General features: G+C 75.2%; 17 protein-coding genes. 13 read left to right on the top strand and 4 right to left on the bottom strand.

Annotated features, from left to right (window positions below; genetic code table 11):
* Positions 1-121: 121 nt before the first annotated feature.
* Positions 122-2,167 (bottom strand): PhoX family protein, encoded by a 2,046-nt coding sequence (locus tag ACSBPG_RS04405; protein ID WP_435535899.1) that lies wholly within the window; start codon positions 2,165-2,167, stop codon positions 122-124.
* A 257-nt stretch (positions 2,168-2,424) separates the two neighbouring features.
* Here ACSBPG_RS04405 and ACSBPG_RS04400 point away from each other — a divergent pair, with 257 nt between their 5' ends.
* From ACSBPG_RS04400 to ACSBPG_RS04340, 13 genes are all read left to right on the top strand, one after another.
* Positions 2,425-3,099 (top strand): outer membrane protein, encoded by a 675-nt coding sequence (locus ACSBPG_RS04400; RefSeq protein ID WP_435535898.1) that lies wholly within the window; start codon positions 2,425-2,427, stop codon positions 3,097-3,099.
* Complete coding sequence (gspG, locus tag ACSBPG_RS04395; RefSeq protein ID WP_435535897.1) at positions 3,077-3,544, top strand: type II secretion system major pseudopilin GspG; 468 nt, start codon at positions 3,077-3,079, stop codon at positions 3,542-3,544. Before ACSBPG_RS04400 ends, gspG begins: the two co-directional genes overlap by 23 nt.
* Positions 3,528-3,947, top strand: a complete 420-nt coding sequence (locus ACSBPG_RS04390) for a type II secretion system protein (RefSeq protein ID WP_435535896.1) — start codon at positions 3,528-3,530, stop codon at positions 3,945-3,947. The genes gspG and ACSBPG_RS04390 overlap by 17 nt, the downstream gene beginning before the upstream one ends.
* Entirely contained in the window at positions 3,937-4,332 is a 396-nt protein-coding gene (locus ACSBPG_RS04385) for a prepilin-type N-terminal cleavage/methylation domain-containing protein (RefSeq protein WP_435535895.1), read from the top strand. The genes ACSBPG_RS04390 and ACSBPG_RS04385 overlap by 11 nt, the downstream gene beginning before the upstream one ends.
* The gene (locus ACSBPG_RS04380; protein WP_435535894.1) at positions 4,329-4,919 is read left to right on the top strand and encodes a prepilin-type N-terminal cleavage/methylation domain-containing protein; all 591 of its coding nucleotides are present in this window, start codon (positions 4,329-4,331) and stop codon (positions 4,917-4,919) included. Before ACSBPG_RS04385 ends, ACSBPG_RS04380 begins: the two co-directional genes overlap by 4 nt.
* A gap of 3 nt (positions 4,920-4,922) precedes the next feature.
* On the top strand, positions 4,923-5,900 hold the full coding sequence (locus tag ACSBPG_RS04375; RefSeq protein ID WP_435535893.1) for a PilN domain-containing protein: 978 nt from the start codon (positions 4,923-4,925) through the stop codon (positions 5,898-5,900).
* Positions 5,897-6,511: a type II secretion system protein GspM gene (gspM, locus tag ACSBPG_RS04370; protein ID WP_435535892.1), complete on the top strand. Its 615-nt coding sequence runs from the start codon at positions 5,897-5,899 to the stop codon at positions 6,509-6,511. The genes ACSBPG_RS04375 and gspM overlap by 4 nt, the downstream gene beginning before the upstream one ends.
* Positions 6,508-7,095, top strand: a complete 588-nt coding sequence (locus ACSBPG_RS04365) for a hypothetical protein (protein ID WP_435535891.1) — start codon at positions 6,508-6,510, stop codon at positions 7,093-7,095. Before gspM ends, ACSBPG_RS04365 begins: the two co-directional genes overlap by 4 nt.
* 82 nt (positions 7,096-7,177) lie before the next feature.
* The gene (gene gspD / locus ACSBPG_RS04360) at positions 7,178-9,424 is read left to right on the top strand and encodes a type II secretion system secretin GspD (protein ID WP_435535890.1); all 2,247 of its coding nucleotides are present in this window, start codon (positions 7,178-7,180) and stop codon (positions 9,422-9,424) included.
* Positions 9,421-10,284, top strand: a complete 864-nt coding sequence (locus ACSBPG_RS04355) for a hypothetical protein (RefSeq protein ID WP_435535889.1) — start codon at positions 9,421-9,423, stop codon at positions 10,282-10,284. The genes gspD and ACSBPG_RS04355 overlap by 4 nt, the downstream gene beginning before the upstream one ends.
* The gene (locus ACSBPG_RS04350) at positions 10,281-11,069 is read left to right on the top strand and encodes a prepilin peptidase (protein ID WP_435535888.1); all 789 of its coding nucleotides are present in this window, start codon (positions 10,281-10,283) and stop codon (positions 11,067-11,069) included. Before ACSBPG_RS04355 ends, ACSBPG_RS04350 begins: the two co-directional genes overlap by 4 nt.
* The gene (locus tag ACSBPG_RS04345; protein WP_435535887.1) at positions 11,063-12,739 is read left to right on the top strand and encodes a GspE/PulE family protein; all 1,677 of its coding nucleotides are present in this window, start codon (positions 11,063-11,065) and stop codon (positions 12,737-12,739) included. The genes ACSBPG_RS04350 and ACSBPG_RS04345 overlap by 7 nt, the downstream gene beginning before the upstream one ends.
* Positions 12,739-13,959: a type II secretion system F family protein gene (locus tag ACSBPG_RS04340; protein ID WP_435535886.1), complete on the top strand. Its 1,221-nt coding sequence runs from the start codon at positions 12,739-12,741 to the stop codon at positions 13,957-13,959. Before ACSBPG_RS04345 ends, ACSBPG_RS04340 begins: the two co-directional genes overlap by 1 nt.
* A 6-nt stretch (positions 13,960-13,965) precedes the next feature.
* On the opposite strand, the gene ACSBPG_RS04335 is transcribed toward ACSBPG_RS04340, so the two are convergent.
* From ACSBPG_RS04335 to ACSBPG_RS04325, 3 genes are read right to left on the bottom strand one after another with little or no spacing between them, the layout of a single operon-like run.
* Entirely contained in the window at positions 13,966-15,252 is a 1,287-nt protein-coding gene (locus tag ACSBPG_RS04335; RefSeq protein WP_435535885.1) for a TRAP transporter large permease, read from the bottom strand.
* A complete protein-coding gene (locus ACSBPG_RS04330; RefSeq protein WP_435535884.1) occupies positions 15,246-15,710 on the bottom strand; it encodes a TRAP transporter small permease in 465 nt (154 codons plus the stop codon). The genes ACSBPG_RS04335 and ACSBPG_RS04330 overlap by 7 nt, the downstream gene beginning before the upstream one ends.
* 42 nt (positions 15,711-15,752) lie before the next feature.
* A complete protein-coding gene (locus ACSBPG_RS04325) occupies positions 15,753-16,745 on the bottom strand; it encodes a C4-dicarboxylate TRAP transporter substrate-binding protein (RefSeq protein ID WP_435535883.1) in 993 nt (330 codons plus the stop codon).
* Between the last annotated feature and the right edge of the window lie 119 nt (positions 16,746-16,864).

Raw genomic sequence — 16,864 nt, 5'->3', positions numbered from 1 at the left:
GCGCCATTCGAAACGGGTGGCGCGCCGTTCTGCGTTGGTGGCCGCGTCGGTCCCCCCTCCCGGCCCCCCCGCGTATGTGGGGAGGGCCGGGAGGGGGCCGGTCCGACCGGCCTACGCCACCTCAGCTCCCGATGCGACCGCCGTCGGTGCGGCGGACCGCCACCACCGCCGACGCCGGGTGGCCGCCGGTCGGCCAGGTGCTGGTGCGCACCGCCTCGGCCGTGCGGTCGACGATGGTGCCGTCCTCGCCCGGGTGCTGGATGGCGCAGAAGAAGGTCGAGTCGTCCGGCGCCACCAGCGGGCCGCAGATCTCGGCCTCCACCGGGCCGACCAGGAAGCGCTTCACCTGGCGCGGGAAGCCGCCGGTGGTCGGCGTCACCACGACCTGGTCGTTGCAGTCCGGCGTCGCCGAGCCGGTGCCGTCGGTGGCGATGAACAGGTTGCCGGTGCTGTCGAAGGCGATGTTGTCGGGCGAGCCGAAGGCGTCGCCCTCGAAGGTCGGCACCCCGGCCACCGACACGTTGATGTTGGAGCCGGCGGGCGCCGCCGGGTCGCCGGCCAGCAGGAAGATCGACCAGGCGAAGCTGGTCGCGGCGTGGTCGTTGCCGGCCTCGGTCAGCTCGATGATGTGGCCGGCGGCGTTGCTGGCGCGCGGGTTGGCGCCGTCGACCTGGGCGGCGGTCCGCCGGGTGTTGTTGGTGCACACCACGTAGACCTTGCCCGAACCGCGCCAGTTCCCGTCGCGCGGCGCCTCGATGTCCTCGGGGCGGTCCATCGGCGTGGCGCCGAGCACGTCGGCCGCCTCGCGGGCGTTGATCAGCACGTCGGCCTGGTTGCGGAACTGCCCCGGGGCCAGCGCGTTCACCGCCTCGTACGTCATCGGCAGCCACTGGCCGGTGCCGTCGTCGTTGAACCTGGCGACGTACAGCGTGCCTTCGTCCAGCAGCGCGGCGTTGGCGGCGCGGTTGCCGCGGTCGACCGTGCCGTCGGAGACGAACTTGTAGACGTACTCGAAGCGCTCGTCGTCGCCGGTGTAGACGGCGACGCGGTCGGCGGCGTTCAGCACCGTCTGCGCCGCCTCGTGCTTACAGCGGCCGAGCGCGGTGCGCTTCTTCGGGCGGGCCGACGGGTCGTAGGGATCGAACTCGACCACCCAGCCGAAGCGGAACGGCTCCCTGGCGCCGGCGTCGGTCGACAGGTCGAAGCGCGGGTCGTAGAGGTCCCAGAACAGCGTGTAGTCGCTGGCGTTGGCGACGGTCGCCTGCCTGTTGACGTTGCCGAGCCGGGTGTGGATCGCCTTCAGCGTGGCGTCCGTCATCAGGTCCAGGTTGTTGAAGTATCCGTCGAAATTCTCCTCGCAGCTGAGATAGGTGCCCCACGGCGTCTGGCCGCCGGCGCAGTTGGCGAAGGTGCCCTTGATCACCGTGCCCGCCGGATCGGCCGGCGTCTGCAGCAGCGTGTCGCCGCGGGCCGGGCCGGTGACGTCCATCAGCGTCGTCGCGGTGACGCGGCGGTTGTAGGGGGAATTGACGTTCGGCACCCAGGCGCCGTCGACCAGGTTGATCTCCACCACCGTGCAGCCGAGCGACTCCATCTGGGTCTCGACCTGGTTCCGGGTCGGCAGGCCGTTGGTCACCGTGCTGTCGCGGCTGGACAGGATGGGATAGTCGGGGAACTGCAGCACGCCCGTCGCGTACTCGTGGTTCACGCACATGAGGTAGCTGGTGTGCGGCAAGCGGCCGCCCAGCTTCGCCGGCGCGCCGTAGGGCAGCGGGAAGAGCGCCACCATGTCGTTGTTGAAGCCGAAGCGCTTGGCCTGGTCGGCGCCGGACTGGTTGTAGATGTCGAACGGCCCGACGTTGGGGAACAGGGCGTCGCCCCACTTGATGACGACCTGCGGGGCGTAGCCCGGCGGCACCGTGACGGTGTCGGCCTGCGTCTGGGCGAGCGACTGGAACGTCAGCGGCGCCGGCGCCGCCTTGGCCTCGCGGGCGCCGCCCACCAGCACGCCGGGAACGGCGGCGGCGGCGGCGGCCAGCACGCCGCCGCGCAGGATCGCCCGGCGCGCCAGGTGGCGCTCCAGCACGTTCTCGAACGTGTTCTCCGGGGAGATGCCGCGCGACGCCAGATCGGCGCGCGCGTTGGCTTCGATGTCATACGGCTTCATGCAAACAACCTCCCTTGCGCGGCCCCGTGTTGCGGCCGCGATGCGCTGGAATCGTTTCAGATGTGCCCGAGAGGTTTGTAAGTAATATTACAGCAATATGAAATTGCTTGAGGAATGGAACTTATCAATAGCGTTCATGTGACTGTCATAAAATCGAAATTCTCTTCCCCTAAAAGCTCAGCGATTTTGCCCCACGGGCGGACGACCGCCGAGCGGTGCCATTCCGGCGGAACGATTGAGCAATGAAGGGAAGGAACATGAAGACATTTTCACGCCCGGCCGCGGTGATTGTCGCGGCGATCGGGGTCACGTGCGCGACGGCCGACGGGGCGGCGGCGCAAGGCCTGTACCTGCGCGGCGACGTCGGCGCCTCGTTCGGCCGCGACGTCGGCGGCTCGGTCGTCGAAGGCACCGGGTTCGCGGGCGACCTCGGCGAATCGCTCCTCCTCGAGGCCGGCGTCGGCTACCAGCTTCCCTACAACCTGCGCACCGACGTGACGGTGGGCTACCGCCCCGGCTTCGCGATCGACTCCAGCGAGACCCTCGGCGGCCTGTCGGTGTCCGCCGACGCCGACGTCACGAGCTGGTCGATCATGGCCAACCTCTACTACGACGTTCCCACCGGCACGGCCTTCACCCCCTACGTCGGCGGCGGCCTCGGCGTCGCCTTCAACACCGTCGACGACATCGACTACGCCATCGGCGCCGGCCGCATCCGCGAGGAGGGCGACACCAAGACGAACTTCGCCTGGTCGCTGCAGGCCGGCGTCGCCTACGCCATGACGGAGAACGCCACCATCGACCTCGGCTACCGCTACGTCGACCTCGGCGAATTCGAGACCGGCGGCTCGTCCACGGTCGGCACGGTGGAGTCGGCCGACGGCGACGTGCGCGCCCACGAGGTGAAGATTGGCCTGCGCTACCGGTTCTGATCCGTTCCCCGGGGCGAACCGGCCGGGCGCGCGGGGGCGCGCCCGCGCCGGCTTCACGTTGCTGGAGCTGCTGGTCGTCCTCGCCATCCTCGGCCTGCTGGCCGTGGTGGCGACGCCCCAGGTGCTGAAGTATCTCGGCTCGGCCAGGCACGAGACGGCGCGGGTGCAGGTGCAGAACCTGGGCACCGCGCTCGACCTCTACCGTTTCGAGACCGGCCGCTACCCGACGACCCAGGAGGGGCTGCAGGCGCTCGTCGCCGCACCGCCCGGGGTGGCGCGCTGGGCCGGACCCTATCTGAAGACGAAGGAGTCGCTGGTCGATCCGTGGGGCCGGCCGTACCACTACCGCAGCCCCGGCGAGCACGGGCCCTACGACCTCGCCTCGCTGGGCGCGGACGGGCAGCCCGGCGGGGACGGCGAGGACCGCGATGAGACGAGCTGGTAGGCACGCCGCCGCCGGCTTCACCTTGCTGGAGCTGCTGGTGGTGCTGGCGATCCTCGGATTGCTGACGGCTCTCCTGGTGCCGGCGGTCGCCGACCGTCCGGCGGCGGCCGCCGCCGTCGCCGCGCGCGACCTGACCACCGCCCTGCGCGCCACGCGGGCGGCGGCCCTGGCTGCCGACCGCCCCGCCACCTTCGTGCTGGACCCCGCCTCCGGCCGCTTCGCCGTGCCCGGCCGGCCGCCGCAGCGGCTGGCACCCGGCGTGTCGGTGGCGGTGACGGACGGTGCGCCGGCCGTGACCTTCTATCCCGAGGGCGGCGCCACCGCCGCCCGGTTCGTGGTGCAGCCCGGCGGTCACGGGGTGTCCGTCGACTGGCTGACCGGGGCGGTCCGCCATGAGCGCTGAGCGCCCGGCGGCGGGCGGCTTCACCCTGATCGAGGTGGTGGTGGCGCTGGCGGTGCTGGCGCTGGCCACCGCCGCCGTGCTGCCGCAGTTCGGCGGCGCCCTGCGCCTGGGCGCGGCGGCGGCCGACGCCCGCACCGCGGAGCTGGTGGCCCGGTCGGTGCTGGCGCGGCTCGTCGCCGAGGCGGGACCGGGACCCGCGACGCTCGACGGGACGGCCGGCCCGGACCTCGCCTGGCGTGCCACGCTCGTCCCGCTGGCGATCCCCGGCGTCGCCGCCGACGCGCCGCTGGTCCTGCGGCCGCTGCAGGCGACGGTCACCGTCGGCGCGCCGGACGGGGCGCCGCTGGCGCGTCTCGCCACCGTCGTGCTGGGCCGGCCGCGATGAGGACGGCGGCCGGCTTCACCCTGCTGGAACTGCTGATCGCCGCCACCGTGCTGGGGCTGCTCATGGCCGTGCTGGCCGGCGGCCTCCATTTCGGCCTCGCCGCCTGGCGCGCGGGGGAGCGCCGCGCCGACGCCGTCGAGGCGCCGGCCGCCGTGCAGGCCCTGCTGCGCGAACGGATCGAGCGCGCCTATCCCCTGTCGCGCCGCCGCGGCGAGCCGGCGATCCTCTTCGAGGGCGGGCGCGAGCGGCTGCGCCTCGTCACCGTCCTGCCGGCGCGCCTGGGGGTGCCGGGTCTGGCCGACGTGACCCTGTTCCGCGGCGACGACGCCACCCTGCGCCTCGCCTGGCAGCCGCTCGGCGGCGACCAGCCGGCGGCCTCGGCCACCCTGCTGGAGGGGGTCTCCGACCTGGCCTTCGCCTACTACGGCGGCGACACCCGCGTCGCTCCGGCGCGCTGGCGCGACGACTGGCTGGAGGCGGGCTTCCTGCCCGGGCTGGTGCGCCTGTCGCTGCGGCTTGCCGACGGCCGCCCCTGGCCCGACCTGGTGGCGGCGCCCGCCGTGACCGTCGATTCCCTGCTGGAGTGAGCCATGGCCGACCTCGCCGCCCGGTTTCCCACCTTCGTCCGGATCGCCCGGCCGGTCGCCGCCGCGGCGCGCTGGTGGCTGGCGGAGATGGCGGCGTTGCTGGCCGGCGTCGCCGGCGGGCGCAGCATGCCGCTGGTGGCGCTGGCCGCCGACGGCGCCCTGCCGGCGGACCTGCCGCCGGCAGGGCGCGCCGTCGAGCTGCGGCTGCCGGCGGCCTGGGCGCTCGCCAAGACGGTGACGCTGCCGGCGGCGGCCGAGGCGAACCTGCGCGAGGTGCTGGCCTTCGAGATGGACCGCGAGACGCCGTTCCGCGCCGCCGACGTGCACGTCCACGCCCGCGTCGCCGGCCGCGCCGGCCGGCAGATCCGGGTGGCGCTGGTCGTGGTGCCGCGCGCCATGGCGGCGCGCGCCGTCGCCGCCGTGTCCGGGCGCGGCCTGGCGGTGGAGCGGCTGAGCGTGGAGGCGCCCGACGGGATCGCCGACCTGTCCGACCCGGCCGACCGTCCGCCCCGCCGCCGCGGCTCGCGCCTGCTGCCGCTGCTGGCCGGCGGCCTGGCGCTGGCGGTGCTGGCCGTCCCGCCGCTGCTCAACGTCTGGCGTGCCGGCCGGCTGGACGCGCGGATCGATGCGCTGGGCGAACGGGCGGCGCTGGCCCTGCGCCTGCAGGAGGAGCTGGAGCGCCGCCGCGGCGCCGCCTCGGATCTCGACGCCCGCAAGGCGGCGGCGCCGCTGGCGCTGGCGGTGGTGGCCGAGCTGTCGGCCCGGCTGCCGGACGGGGTGTGGCTCGACGAGCTGCGGCTGGCCGCGGGCGAGGCGCACCTCACCGGCTACGCCCCCGCCGCCGCCGAGCTGATCGCCCTGCTCGACGCCTCGCCGCTGCTGGAGGGGGTGCGCTTCGAGACCGCCGTGGTCCAGGACCCGGTCCGCCGGCGTGAGCGCTTCCGCATCGCCGCCGCCCTGACGGGCGGGGGTGCGCGGTGAGCGGCGCGGCCGAGGTGCAGCCGGCCGGGCGCCCCTTCGGGCGCCTGCCGCCGCGCGTCGCGGCGCTGCTGGTGACGGCTCTGCTGCTGCTCACCGGCTGGGCGGTTGCGGTCGAACCCTACCGGGCGCTGCTGGCGCGCCAGGCGGCCGGCCTGGAGGAGCGCCGCGACCGGCTGCGCCGGCTGGAGCGCATCGCCGCCGGCATTCCCGCCCTGACCGGGGCGCTGGAAGCCGCCGCCGCCCGGCCGGAGACCGGCGATCCCCACCTCGCGGGCGCCGGCGACTCCCTGGCCGCGGCGGCCCTGCACGGCCTGGTCGGGCGGCTGGCGGCGCAGGTCGGCGTCACGGTGACGACGGTGACCCCGGTGGCCGCCACCGCCACCGCCGGGGACGCGGCGCTGGGCGGCCGGGTGGTCCTGGCGGTCGGCGCCACCGGGTCGCTGCAGGCGGTGCAGCGCCTGCTCCACGCGATCGAGACCGGGCGCCCGCGGCTGTTCGTCGAGGAGCTCGAACTCGTCAACCCCTCCACCACCGCGACCCGGCTGGCCGCCGACGGCCAGCCCGTGGTCACCGTCCGCCTGCGCGTCGCCGGCTACCGGAGGGCGTCATGACCCGCGCCGACGCGGCCTTCGCCGTCCTGTCGCTGCTGCTGGCGGCGGCGCTGGCGCTTCTGCTCCGCGACGGGCCGGCGGAGGGCGGGGAGGCGCCGGCCGCGGCCGTGCCGGCAGCGCCCGCCGTCGAGCCGGCGTCCGGCTTCGCGCCGCCGCCGCTGGCCGCCTTCGCCGCGGTGGTCGAGCGGCCCTTGTTCGTGCCCGAGCGACGGCCGGCTCCCCCCGCCGCGGCGGCGACGGCGGCGGTCGGCCTGCGCCTGGTCGGCATCGTCGGAGTCGGCGGCCGCACCGCGGCGGTGCTGCGGAGCGACGACGGCCGCACCGTCACCGCCGCCCCCGGCGAGGGCGGCGAGGGCTGGAGGGTGCTGGAGGTCGGCGTCGACCGCGTCGTCCTCGACCACGGCGGGGCGCGGCGGGAGCTGGAGCTGACGGCCCGTCCCGATGGTGGCGGCCGTCCCGGTGCGGCGCGCACCCCGACCCCGGGCGGCACCGCCACGGCGGTGCGCCCGCCGCCCACCGACGGCCGGCCGCGCGCCGTGCACTACGGCGACGCTGCCGCCGACCCCGACGAGCGGCGGGATTGAGGCCGGCAATAGGCCACGTCACCCGTCGAGCTGTAACACTTCGTCCCTAAAAGGGACGCCGCCCAGTCATTGTCCGGTCGCCATGCTCCGCCTGTCCCTCGTCGCCCTCACCGCCGCGCTCCTCGCCCTGACCGCCTGCGCCGACCGCTCGGCGCACCCCGGCGCGGCCGCCACCGTCGACGACCTGGCGCCGGCGGGGCCGGCGCCGCCGCCCTCCCTCGGCCCCGCCGGCACGGCGGTGGCGGTGCCGCCGCGGCCGGCGGCGCTGATCGTTCCCGCGACCGACCGCCGGGCACCGGGCGCCGGTGCCTCGGCGCCGGGAGTCGTCAGCGATCCCGACGGGATCAGCCTCAACTTCGTCGACGCCGAGATCCCGTCGGTGGTCGCCTCGGTGCTGGGGGCGACCCTCGGCCTCGGCTACGCCGTCGATCCCGCGGTGCAGGGCCGCATCACCCTGCAGACCGCGGCGCCGCTGCCGCGCGACGCCGTGCTGGCGACCCTGGAGGACGTGCTGCGGCTCAACGGGGTCGCCCTCGTGCGCCGGGGCGCGGTGATTCAGGCGGTGCCGGCCGAGGCGGCCGGTCTCGGCCTCGCCGCCGCCGAGGCCGGGCGTGGCCGCGGGGCCGGCTGGCGCACCCAGATCGTGCCGCTGCGCCACGCCAGCGCCGCCGGCATCCAGAAGGCGCTGGAGGGCATGGCCGCCCCCGGCACCGTGGTGCGGGCCGAGCCCGCCTCCAACACGCTGATCGTCACCGGCAGCGGCGGCGAGATCGCCAGCCTGCTCGACGCGGTCGCCCTGTTCGACGTCGACGGCATGAGCGGCCAGTCGGTCGGGCTGTTCCGCCTGCAGCGCGCCGTGCCGACCGAGGTCGTCGACGAGCTCGACCTGCTGTTCCACGCCAACCCGCGCGAGGCGCTCAAGGACGTGCGCTTCATCCCGCTGGAGCGGCTGGGGGCGGTGCTGACGGTGGCGCGCCAGACCGACACCGTGCGCCGGGCCGGGGAATGGATCGCGCGGCTGGACCGCCCGGTCGACGGCAACGACGCCCAGCTCCACGTCTACAAGGTGGAGAGCGGGCGCGCCGCCTACCTCGCCGAGGTGCTGGCCAAGCTCTATCCCGAGCACGCGGTCGACCGGGTCGGCCGCGAGCGCACCCAGCCCGACGACGGCTCCGCGCCCGGCGGCGGGGGTGGTGCCGGAAACGGCGCCGGGAGCGGCGCGGGGAACGATGGCGGCCTGCGTTCGGCCGCGTTCGCGGGCGGAGCGGCGGACGCGTTCGCGGCCGATGCCGCCGCCGCGGCGGTTCCCGCCATGGGCGGCGCCAGCGCCACGACGCCGCCGGCCGCCGGCGACGCCGCCGCCCGGCCGGACGCGCTCGCCGGGGCGGCGGCGGAGCAGCGCCTCGCCACCGGCCCGGCGGAGCGCGGACGGGCCTCGAGCGGCGTGCGCATCGTCGCCGACACCGCCTCCAACGCGCTGCTGATCCTCGCCCGCCCCGCCGTGTTCGCGCAGATCGAGCAGACCCTGCGCAAGCTCGACGTGGTGCCGGCCCAGGTGCAGATCGAGGCGACCATCGCCGAGGTCCGCCTCAACGACCAGCTCCGCTTCGGCGTGCAGTACTTCATCGAGAGCGGCAACCACGGGGTGCGCTTCAGCAACAGCCTCACCGGTGCCGTCGCCCCGGGCGCGCCGGGGTTCTCCTACCTGTTCACCGGCGGCGACGCCACCGTGGTGATCGACGCGCTGAAGGCGATCACCGATGTCAACGTGCTGTCGACGCCGACCGTCATGGTGCTCGACAACCAGACGGCGCGCCTGCAGGTCGGCGAGCAGGTGCCCATCGTCACCCAGCAGTCGCAGAGCGTCACCGATTCCGACTCGCCGATCATCAACCAGATCCAGCTCAAGGACACCGGCGTCATCCTCGCCGTCACCCCGCGCATCACCGCCAGCGGCATCGTGCTGATCGACGTCTGGCAGGAGGTGAGCGACGTCGTGCAGACCACCACCTCCAACATCGATTCCCCGACCTTCCAGCGCCGGAGGGTGGAGAGCTCGGTCGCCGTCGGCAACGGCGAGACGGTGGCGCTGGGCGGGCTGGTCCGCCAGAACCGCGGCCGCGACAACAGCGGGGTGCCGGTGCTCTCGGAGCTGCCGGTGGTGGGCGCCCTGTTCGGCGTGCGCGGCGACGTCATCGACCGCACCGAGCTGCTGGTGCTGATCACGCCGCGCATCGTCCGCACCACCCGCGACGCCCGCGCCGTCACCGACGAACTGCGCCGGCGCCTCTCCGAGCGGCCGTTCCTGCGCCCGGCGGTGCTGCCGTGAGGCTCGGGCGGCGCCGCGGCTTCGCCCTCCTGGCCGTCCTGTGGGGCGTCGCCCTGCTGGCGCTGCTGGCGGTGGCTCTGGGCGCGACGGCGCGCACCGAGGCGCGGATCGCCCGCAACACCGCGGCCCGCACCGCCGCCCAGGCGCTGGCCGACGGCGGCGTGCGCTACGCGCTGGCGGCGCTGACGGCGCCCGGCGCCGGCCTGCGCCGCGACGGGGCGCCGTTCGCCGTGGCCATCGACGGCACGGCGGTGACGGTGACGGTGACCGAGGCGGGCGGGCTCGTCGACCTCAACGCCGCGCCGCCGCCCCTGCTGGCCGCCCTGTTCCGGGCCGCCGGCGCGGCGCCCGAACGGGCGGCGCGGCTCGCCGACGCGGTGATCGACTGGCGCGACGGCGACGACACGCCGCATCCGGCCGGGGCGGAAGCCTTCGACTACCAGGCGGCCGGCCGGCCGCCGCCGGCCAACCGCCGTTTCGAGGCGCTGGTCGAGCTGCGCCTGGTGCTCGGTGTCGACGATGCCCTCTACGCCCGGGCGCTGCCCTTCGCCACCCTGCAGTCGCGCCGCCCCGGCATCGACCCGCGCCTCGCCCCGCTGCCGCTGCTGTTCGCCCTGCCGGGCGTCGACCCGGCGGCGGCGGCGGCGCTGGCGGCGCGGCGTCCGCTGCCCCGCGACGCGGCGCTCGGCGACCTCGGCGCGCCGCCGGACCTGTTCGCCGCCTCGGTCGGCGACGCGCTGGAGGTGGAGGCGCGCGCCGCGCCGCCGGGCGGGCCGGAGGCGCGGCGGCGGGCCACCGTCCGCCTCACCGGCATGCTCGCCGATCCGGTGTGGCTGCACGCCTGGGAGGACGGCGCATGAGCCTGCCCGACATGACCTCGTCCGACATGGTGACGCTCGCCCAGCCGCTGTTCGCGCTGCTGGCGTCGCCCTTCGTCGGCAGCTTCGTCGGCTTGGTCGCCGACCGTCTGCCGCGCGGCGAGCCGGTGGCGTGGGGGCGCTCGCGCTGCCGCGCCTGCGGCCGCACGCTCGGCCCGGCGGAGCTGGTGCCGGTGCTGTCCTGGCTGTGGCAGCGCGGCCGCTGCGCCGGCTGCGGCGCCGCCATTCCACCCGCTCTGGCGGTCGTCGAGCTGGCCGCGGCGGCGCTGGCCCTGTGGGCCCTCGCCGTCGTGCCGGGCTGGCTGCTGTGGCCGACCCTCGGGCTCGGCTGGACCTTGCTGGCCCTGGCGGCGGTCGACGCCTGGACGGAATGGCTGCCGGACCGGCTGACCGTGCCGCTGGGCATCGGCGGCCTCGCCGTCAACGGCTGGCTCGCCGGCGGCGTGCCGGGGGAGGCGCTGCTCGGTGCGCTGCTCGGGTGGGGGGCCTTCGCCGTGGTGATCCTGGCCTACCGGCGGCTGCGCGGGCGCGACGGCCTGGGCTGGGGCGACGCCGCCCTGCTCGGCGCCGGCGGCGCCTGGGTGGGCTGGCCGGGGCTGCCGGCGGTGGTGCTGCTGGCGGCGCTGGCCGGCCTCGCCGCGGCGCTGGCGCTCGGCCTGCGCCGCGGCGAGGCGCGGCTGCCGTTCGGGCCGGCGCTGGCCCTCGCCATCTGGGTGGTGTGGCTGCATGGGCCGCTGCTGCCCGGCCCGGGGGCGGCGCCATGGTGACGCCGTTCGACCCGGCGGCGCTCGCCGCTTGGCTGCTGGGGCGCGGCCTGGTGGACGCCGAGTCCCTGCAGCGCGCCCGCCGGGTGGAGGCGGAAGCCGGCGAGCGGCTCGACCGGGCGCTCACCCGCCTCGGCCTGGTGCCGGAGCGGACGATGGCCGAGGCGCTGGCCGCCGTGCTCGGGCTGGCCGTCGCCGGCGCCGACGACTATCCCGACGGGCCGGTCGCCGGCGACCGGCTGCCGCCGCGCTTCCAGCGCGACCGCCAGGTGCTGGCGCTGGAGGACACGGCGGAGGGACTGCGGCTCGCCATGGCCGATCCCCTCGACGGCTTCGCGCGGGCGGCGGTGGAGATGGCGGCGGGGCGGCCGGTGCTGCCGGTGGTCGCCGTGCCCGCCGACCTGGAGGCGGCGCTGCAGCGCCTGCATCGCGGCGACGGCGAGCGCCCGGCCGTCGACGCCGTGGAGGTGGAGGGGGAGGGGCCCGACGACGTCGCGCGCCTGCGCGACATCGCGTCGGAAGCGCCGGTGGTGCGGCTGGTCGGCCAGCTCATCGCCCGCGCCGTCGACCAGCGCGCCTCCGACATCCACATCGAGCCGTTCGAGACGCGCCTCGCCGTGCGCTACCGCGTCGACGGCGTGCTGCACGAGCAGGAGGGGCCGCCGCGCCGGCTGGCCGCGGCCATCGTCTCGCGCATCAAGATCATGGCCCGCCTCGACATCGCCGAGCGGCGGCTGCCCCAGGACGGGCGGCTGAAGCTGGTGGTGCGCGGCAAGGAGGTCGACTTCCGCGTCGCCACCGCGCCGACCCTGCACGGCGAGAGCGTGGTGCTGCGCATCCTCGACTGGAGCGCCGTGCGGCTCGACTTCGCCTCCCTCGGCTTCGACGCCGGCCCGCCGCTGGAGCGCTTCCTGTGCCAGCTCGACCGGCCCAACGGCATCGTCCTGGTGACCGGCCCCACTGGCAGCGGCAAGACCACCACCCTCTACGCCGCGCTGGCCCGCCTCAACACGCCGCAACGCAAGGTCCTCACCGTGGAGGACCCGGTCGAATACCAGCTCGACGGCATCAACCAGATCCAGGTGAAGCCGGAGATCGGGCTCGACTTCGCCGGCGTCCTGCGCTCCTTCCTGCGCCACGACCCGGACGTGATGATGGTCGGCGAGATCCGCGACCTGGAGACCGCCCAGGTCGCCACCCAGGCGGCGCTGACCGGCCACCTCGTGCTGTCGACCCTGCACACCAACGGGGCGGCGGCCAGCATCAGCCGGCTGCTCGACATCGGCCTGGCCGACTACCTCGTGGTCTCGGCCCTGGCGGCGGTGGTGGCGCAGCGCCTGGTGCGGGTGCTGTGCCGCGACTGCCGCCAGCCCTACGACGCGCCGGACGAGCTGGCGGCGCGCCTCGGGCTGCCGGCGGGCACCACCCTGTGGCGGCCGGGCGGCTGCCCGGCCTGCGGCCACACCGGCTATGCCGGGCGGACCGGGGTCTACGAGGTGCTGGAGATGGACGAGCCGCTGCGCCGTGCCGTGCTGGCCCGCGCCGACGCGGTCGAGCTGCACCGGCTGGCGGTGGCCGGCGGCATGCGCACCCTGTTCGCCGACGGCGTGCGCAAGGCAGTGGCCGGCGTGACGGCGCCCGAGGAGGTGTGGCGGGTGACCCAGGAGGCGTGATGGCGGCCGGCGACACCCTGTTCCGCTACACCGCGGCGACCCGCGACGGCGAGCTGCGCCACGGCGAGCGGGCGGCCGCGGGCCGCGACGCGGTGGTCCGCTGGCTGCAGGAGCAGGGGCTGGTGCCGCTGACGGTGGAAGCCGGGGCCGCGCCGGCGGCGCCGGCCCGGCCGGGGCCGCCGCGGCGGCCGCTCAAGCCGGCCCGGCACCTGGCCCTGGTGCGCGAGCTGGCGACCCTGCTGGACGCCGAGCTGCCGCTGGAGGAGGCGCTGGCCCTGGTCGCCGGCCTCAGCGCCGACGCCCGCGAGAAGGCGCTGGTCGCCGGCGTGCTGGCGGCCCTGCGCGGCGGCCGGCCGCTGTCGGCGGCGCTGGCCGACAGCGGCGCCTTCCCGGCGGACCAGGTGGCGCTGGTCCGCGCCGGCGAGGCCAGCGGTGCGCTGGCCGCCGTCATGGGCAATCTGGCGCGCGCGCTGGAACGCGCCCACGCCCTGCGCGAGCGGGTGCGTTCGGCGCTGATCTACCCGACCATCCTGGCCGCCGCCGCCATCGGCTCGGTGGTGCTGCTGCTGACCGTCGTCGTGCCGTCCTTCGAACCGCTGTTCGCCGACACCGGCCGCGCCCTGCCGCCGGCGACCCGCCTGCTGCTCGACCTCTCCGCCGCCGTCGAGGCGGGGGCGCTGCCGGCCCTGGCGGCGCTGGCGCTGGCGGCGCTGGGGATCGCCCGGGCGCGCCGCGCGCCCGCCACGGCGGCGGCGCTCGACGGCTGGGCGCTGCGCCTGCCGCTGGTCGGCGGCCTCATCGGGCGGATCGAGGCGGCGCGCTTCGCCCGCACCCTCGGCACCCTGCTGGGCAACGGCGTGGCGCTGCTGCCGGCCTTGGAGCTGGCGGCGACCGCCGTCGCCAACCGCCACCTCGCCGCCGCGGTCGCCGCGGCGGCGGAGCACCTGCGCGGCGGCGGCCGCCTCGGCGAGCGGCTGCTGGCGACCCCCGGCTGGCCGCGGCTGGCCGGCGAGCTGGTGCGGGTCGGCGAGGAGACGGGGCGGCTGCCGGCCATGCTGCTGCGCGCCGCCGACCTCCTGGAGGAGGAGAGCGGGCGCACCATGGACCGCCTGGTGGCGCTGATCACCCCGGCGGTCACCCTGGTGCTGGGCGGCGTCGTCGCCGGCGTGGTGGTGGCGCTGCTGTCGGCCGTGCTGGCCGTCAACGAGGTGGCGCTGTAGCCGGCCTCAGAACCGCCCGAACAGCAGGTCCGGCACGAACAGCACGGCCTGCGGCAGGAAGACCAGCAGCAGGGTGACGCCCGACACGGCGAGGAAGAAGGGGATGGATTCCCGGGTGTAGGCGCCGAGCGGGCAGCGCAGGATCGAGCAGACCGCGTACATCGCCGCCCCCACCGGCGGGGTGAAGTTGCCGATGGTGGCGGCGACGATGAAGACGGCGCCGAAATGCACGGGGTCGCCGCCGAGGTCGCGCACCAGCGGCAGGAAGATCGGCGTCAGCATGATGACCAGCACCGTCCCGTCGATGACGAAGCCGGCGATCAGCGAGAACACGGCGATCAGCACCATCACCCCCGACAGGTCGTCGGTGATGCCGAGGATGGCGCCCGCCACCACCTCCGGCACCCGCTCCAGCACGATGCCGTAGGAGAAGATGGCGGACAGAGCGATCAGGAACATCACCGCGCCGACGTCGGCCAGGCTGCCCTCCAGGGCGTCGAGGGCGCTGGCGGCCTTCAGCTTGCGGTGGACGGCGACGCCGATGAAGACGGCGTAGACCACCGCGAAGGCGCCGATCTCCGAGGGCGTGAAGACCCCCATGCGCAGCCCCAGCAGCAGGAACACCGGGAACAGCAGGGCCCAGATGCCGCCGCGCAGCGCCTCCCGGCCGGCGCCGCGGGGCAGCGGCCCGGTCCGCTCCGGCCGGTAGCCGCGGGCGCGCGCGGTGAGCGTCACCGTCAGCGCCAGCGCCGCCCACAGCAGGAGCGCCGGGACGAAGCCGGCGGCGAACAGCCGGCCGATCGAGACCTGGCCGATCGAGCCGTAGAGGATCATGCCGATCCCCGGCGGGATGATCGGCGTCAGCACCGAGCCGAAGGCCAGCACGCCGGCGCTGAAGCCGCGGCTCATGCCCCGCTCGACCATGCCGCCGCCCAGCATGCGCGCCTGCATGGCGGCGTCGGCGATGGCCGAGCCCGACACGCCGCCCATCAGCGCCGAGAGCACCAGCGACACCTGCGCCAGCCCGCCCTTCCACCGCCCGGTGAGCACCGAGGCGAGCGTCAGCAGCCGCTCGGTGATTCCCGACTTGTTCATGAAGTTGCCGGCCATGATGAACAGCGGGATCGCCAGCAGCGCGAAGTTCTGCGTCTGCGAGACGGTCACCTGGACCGGGATGGTGAAGGGCAGCTCCGGGTGCTGCAGGAAGAACAGGGCGCCGGACAGGCCGATGGCGAAGGCCACCGGCATGCCCATCAGCACCAGCACGACGAAGGCGAGGGCGACGATCAGCATCGCGCCGCGCCCTGCAGCAGCCGCCGCAGCTTCAGCACCGTGGTCGCCAGCAGCAGCGACGCGCCGACCGGCAGGCTCATGGTCACCCAGGAATAGCTGACGCCGGGGATGCCCTGGAAGCTGCGGGCCCGGCTGACGTAGGACAGCCACAGCCCGGTGCCGATCAGGAAGACCAGGAACAGGGCGATGAGCGCATGGTTGACGCAGGCGATCCGCCGCCGTGCCGCGGGCGACACGCGTTCGGTCACCAAGTCGATGGCCATCAGCCCGTCGCGCCGCCAGGCGACGTCGGCGCACAGGAAGCAGGCCCAGGCGAACAGGCAGGTGGCGACGTCCATCGTCCAGTTGAGGGGATGGTGCATGAGGCGCGCCACCCCGCCGAGGAAGATCAGCATCACCATCAGCACGAGGAAGCTGCCGGCGACCACCGCCTCGGCCCGGCACAGCTGTCGGTACATGGTCTTCTCCTTCGGCGGCCGGGGTGTCGCGTCGAACCCCCGTCACCTCCCCATCTCGCGCTGCACCGCGTCCTTGGCGTCGGTCAGGTTCAGCGCCTGGTAGGCCTTCTCGCCGGCCTTGCGGAAGGCGGCGCGGTCGATGTCCGCGACCACCGTCATGCCGCGCTCGACCAGCAGGGCCTTGGCCTTGGCCTCCAGCTCCTCCAGGTTCCTGGTGGTCCGCACGCCGGCCGCCCGGCACTCCTCCACCAGGGCCGTCTGGTGGTCGGCCGGCAGCTTGGCGAAGAAGGCGGCGCTGACCACCTCGAAGTTCACCAGCAGGATGTGCGCGGTCTCGTTGGCGTATCGCAGCACCTCGTAGAAGCGGCCGCCGGGGATGTTGTTGTAGACCAGCTCAACCCCGTCGATGGCGCGCTGCTGCAGGGCCGGGTACATGTCGCCGAAGGCCATCGCCACCGGGGCGGCGCCGAGCGCGCGGATCGACTCCTGCCAGATCGGCGCCGGCGGCGTGCGGATGCGCAGGCCGCCGAGGTCGGCGGGCGTGCGCACCGGCTCGTTGGTGAAGAAGTGGCGGAAACCCTGCACCCAGTCGAAGCAGACCACCTTCAGCCCGTGCTTCTGCGCCAGCTCCTCCTGCCACTTGATCATGGTCGGCGCCTCGGCGAGGCGGGCGACGTCGGCCGCCGATTCGACGAAGTAGGGACCGTTGACCACGGCGATGCCGGGGACGTAGAGGCCGAGCCGGGCGGCGTCGGTGTTCTGGCCGACGTTGGCGCCCTGGCGCATCTGCTCGATGATGTCCTCCTCGATCCCGAGCTGGGCGCTGTGGAAGACCTCCATCTTGAGGCCGCCCTTGGTGCGCTCCTCCACCCGCTTGGCCCACTCCAGGAAGCCCTGGTGGAACGGCTCCTTGGGGCCGAGCACGTGGTTGAAGCGCAGGGTGTAGGTCTCCTGCGCCGCCGTGGCGCCGGTGGCGGCGGCCATCACGCCGAGCGCCGCGCAGACCGACGCCAGCGTCCTGCCGAGAGTACCCATGGTCCACTCCTTTCCAACGGCGCGCCCGCGGCGGCGGGCACGCTTGTATGACTTCCACTCATCGGGCGACCTCCTGATAGGATGGTTGGCCTGAAGGCCGGGAGAGGGTCGCCGCGTTC

Source organism: Azospirillum sp. ST 5-10 (assembly GCF_051225715.1).
Taxonomy (GTDB): domain Bacteria; phylum Pseudomonadota; class Alphaproteobacteria; order Azospirillales; family Azospirillaceae; genus Azospirillum.
The sequence above is the reverse complement of the archived record's forward strand: the minus strand, read 5'-3'. Positions and strand labels throughout refer to the sequence as shown.

Bases quoted from the DNA above. Each gene is read 5' to 3' on its own strand.
- ACSBPG_RS04405 (WP_435535899.1), bottom strand. From the start codon at position 2,167: ATGAAGCCGTATGACATCGAAGCCAACGCGCGCGCCGATCTGGCGTCG.
- ACSBPG_RS04400 (WP_435535898.1), top strand. From the start codon at position 2,425: ATGAAGACATTTTCACGCCCGGCCGCGGTGATTGTCGCGGCGATCGGG.
- ACSBPG_RS04390 (WP_435535896.1), top strand. From the start codon at position 3,528: ATGAGACGAGCTGGTAGGCACGCCGCCGCCGGCTTCACCTTGCTGGAG.
- ACSBPG_RS04385 (WP_435535895.1), top strand. From the start codon at position 3,937: ATGAGCGCTGAGCGCCCGGCGGCGGGCGGCTTCACCCTGATCGAGGTG.
- ACSBPG_RS04380 (WP_435535894.1), top strand. From the start codon at position 4,329: ATGAGGACGGCGGCCGGCTTCACCCTGCTGGAACTGCTGATCGCCGCC.
- ACSBPG_RS04375 (WP_435535893.1), top strand. From the start codon at position 4,923: ATGGCCGACCTCGCCGCCCGGTTTCCCACCTTCGTCCGGATCGCCCGG.
- ACSBPG_RS04365 (WP_435535891.1), top strand. From the start codon at position 6,508: ATGACCCGCGCCGACGCGGCCTTCGCCGTCCTGTCGCTGCTGCTGGCG.
- gspD (WP_435535890.1), top strand. From the start codon at position 7,178: ATGCTCCGCCTGTCCCTCGTCGCCCTCACCGCCGCGCTCCTCGCCCTG.
- ACSBPG_RS04350 (WP_435535888.1), top strand. From the start codon at position 10,281: ATGAGCCTGCCCGACATGACCTCGTCCGACATGGTGACGCTCGCCCAG.
- ACSBPG_RS04345 (WP_435535887.1), top strand. From the start codon at position 11,063: ATGGTGACGCCGTTCGACCCGGCGGCGCTCGCCGCTTGGCTGCTGGGG.
- ACSBPG_RS04340 (WP_435535886.1), top strand. From the start codon at position 12,739: ATGGCGGCCGGCGACACCCTGTTCCGCTACACCGCGGCGACCCGCGAC.
- ACSBPG_RS04335 (WP_435535885.1), bottom strand. From the start codon at position 15,252: ATGCTGATCGTCGCCCTCGCCTTCGTCGTGCTGGTGCTGATGGGCATG.
- ACSBPG_RS04330 (WP_435535884.1), bottom strand. From the start codon at position 15,710: ATGTACCGACAGCTGTGCCGGGCCGAGGCGGTGGTCGCCGGCAGCTTC.
- ACSBPG_RS04325 (WP_435535883.1), bottom strand. From the start codon at position 16,745: ATGGGTACTCTCGGCAGGACGCTGGCGTCGGTCTGCGCGGCGCTCGGC.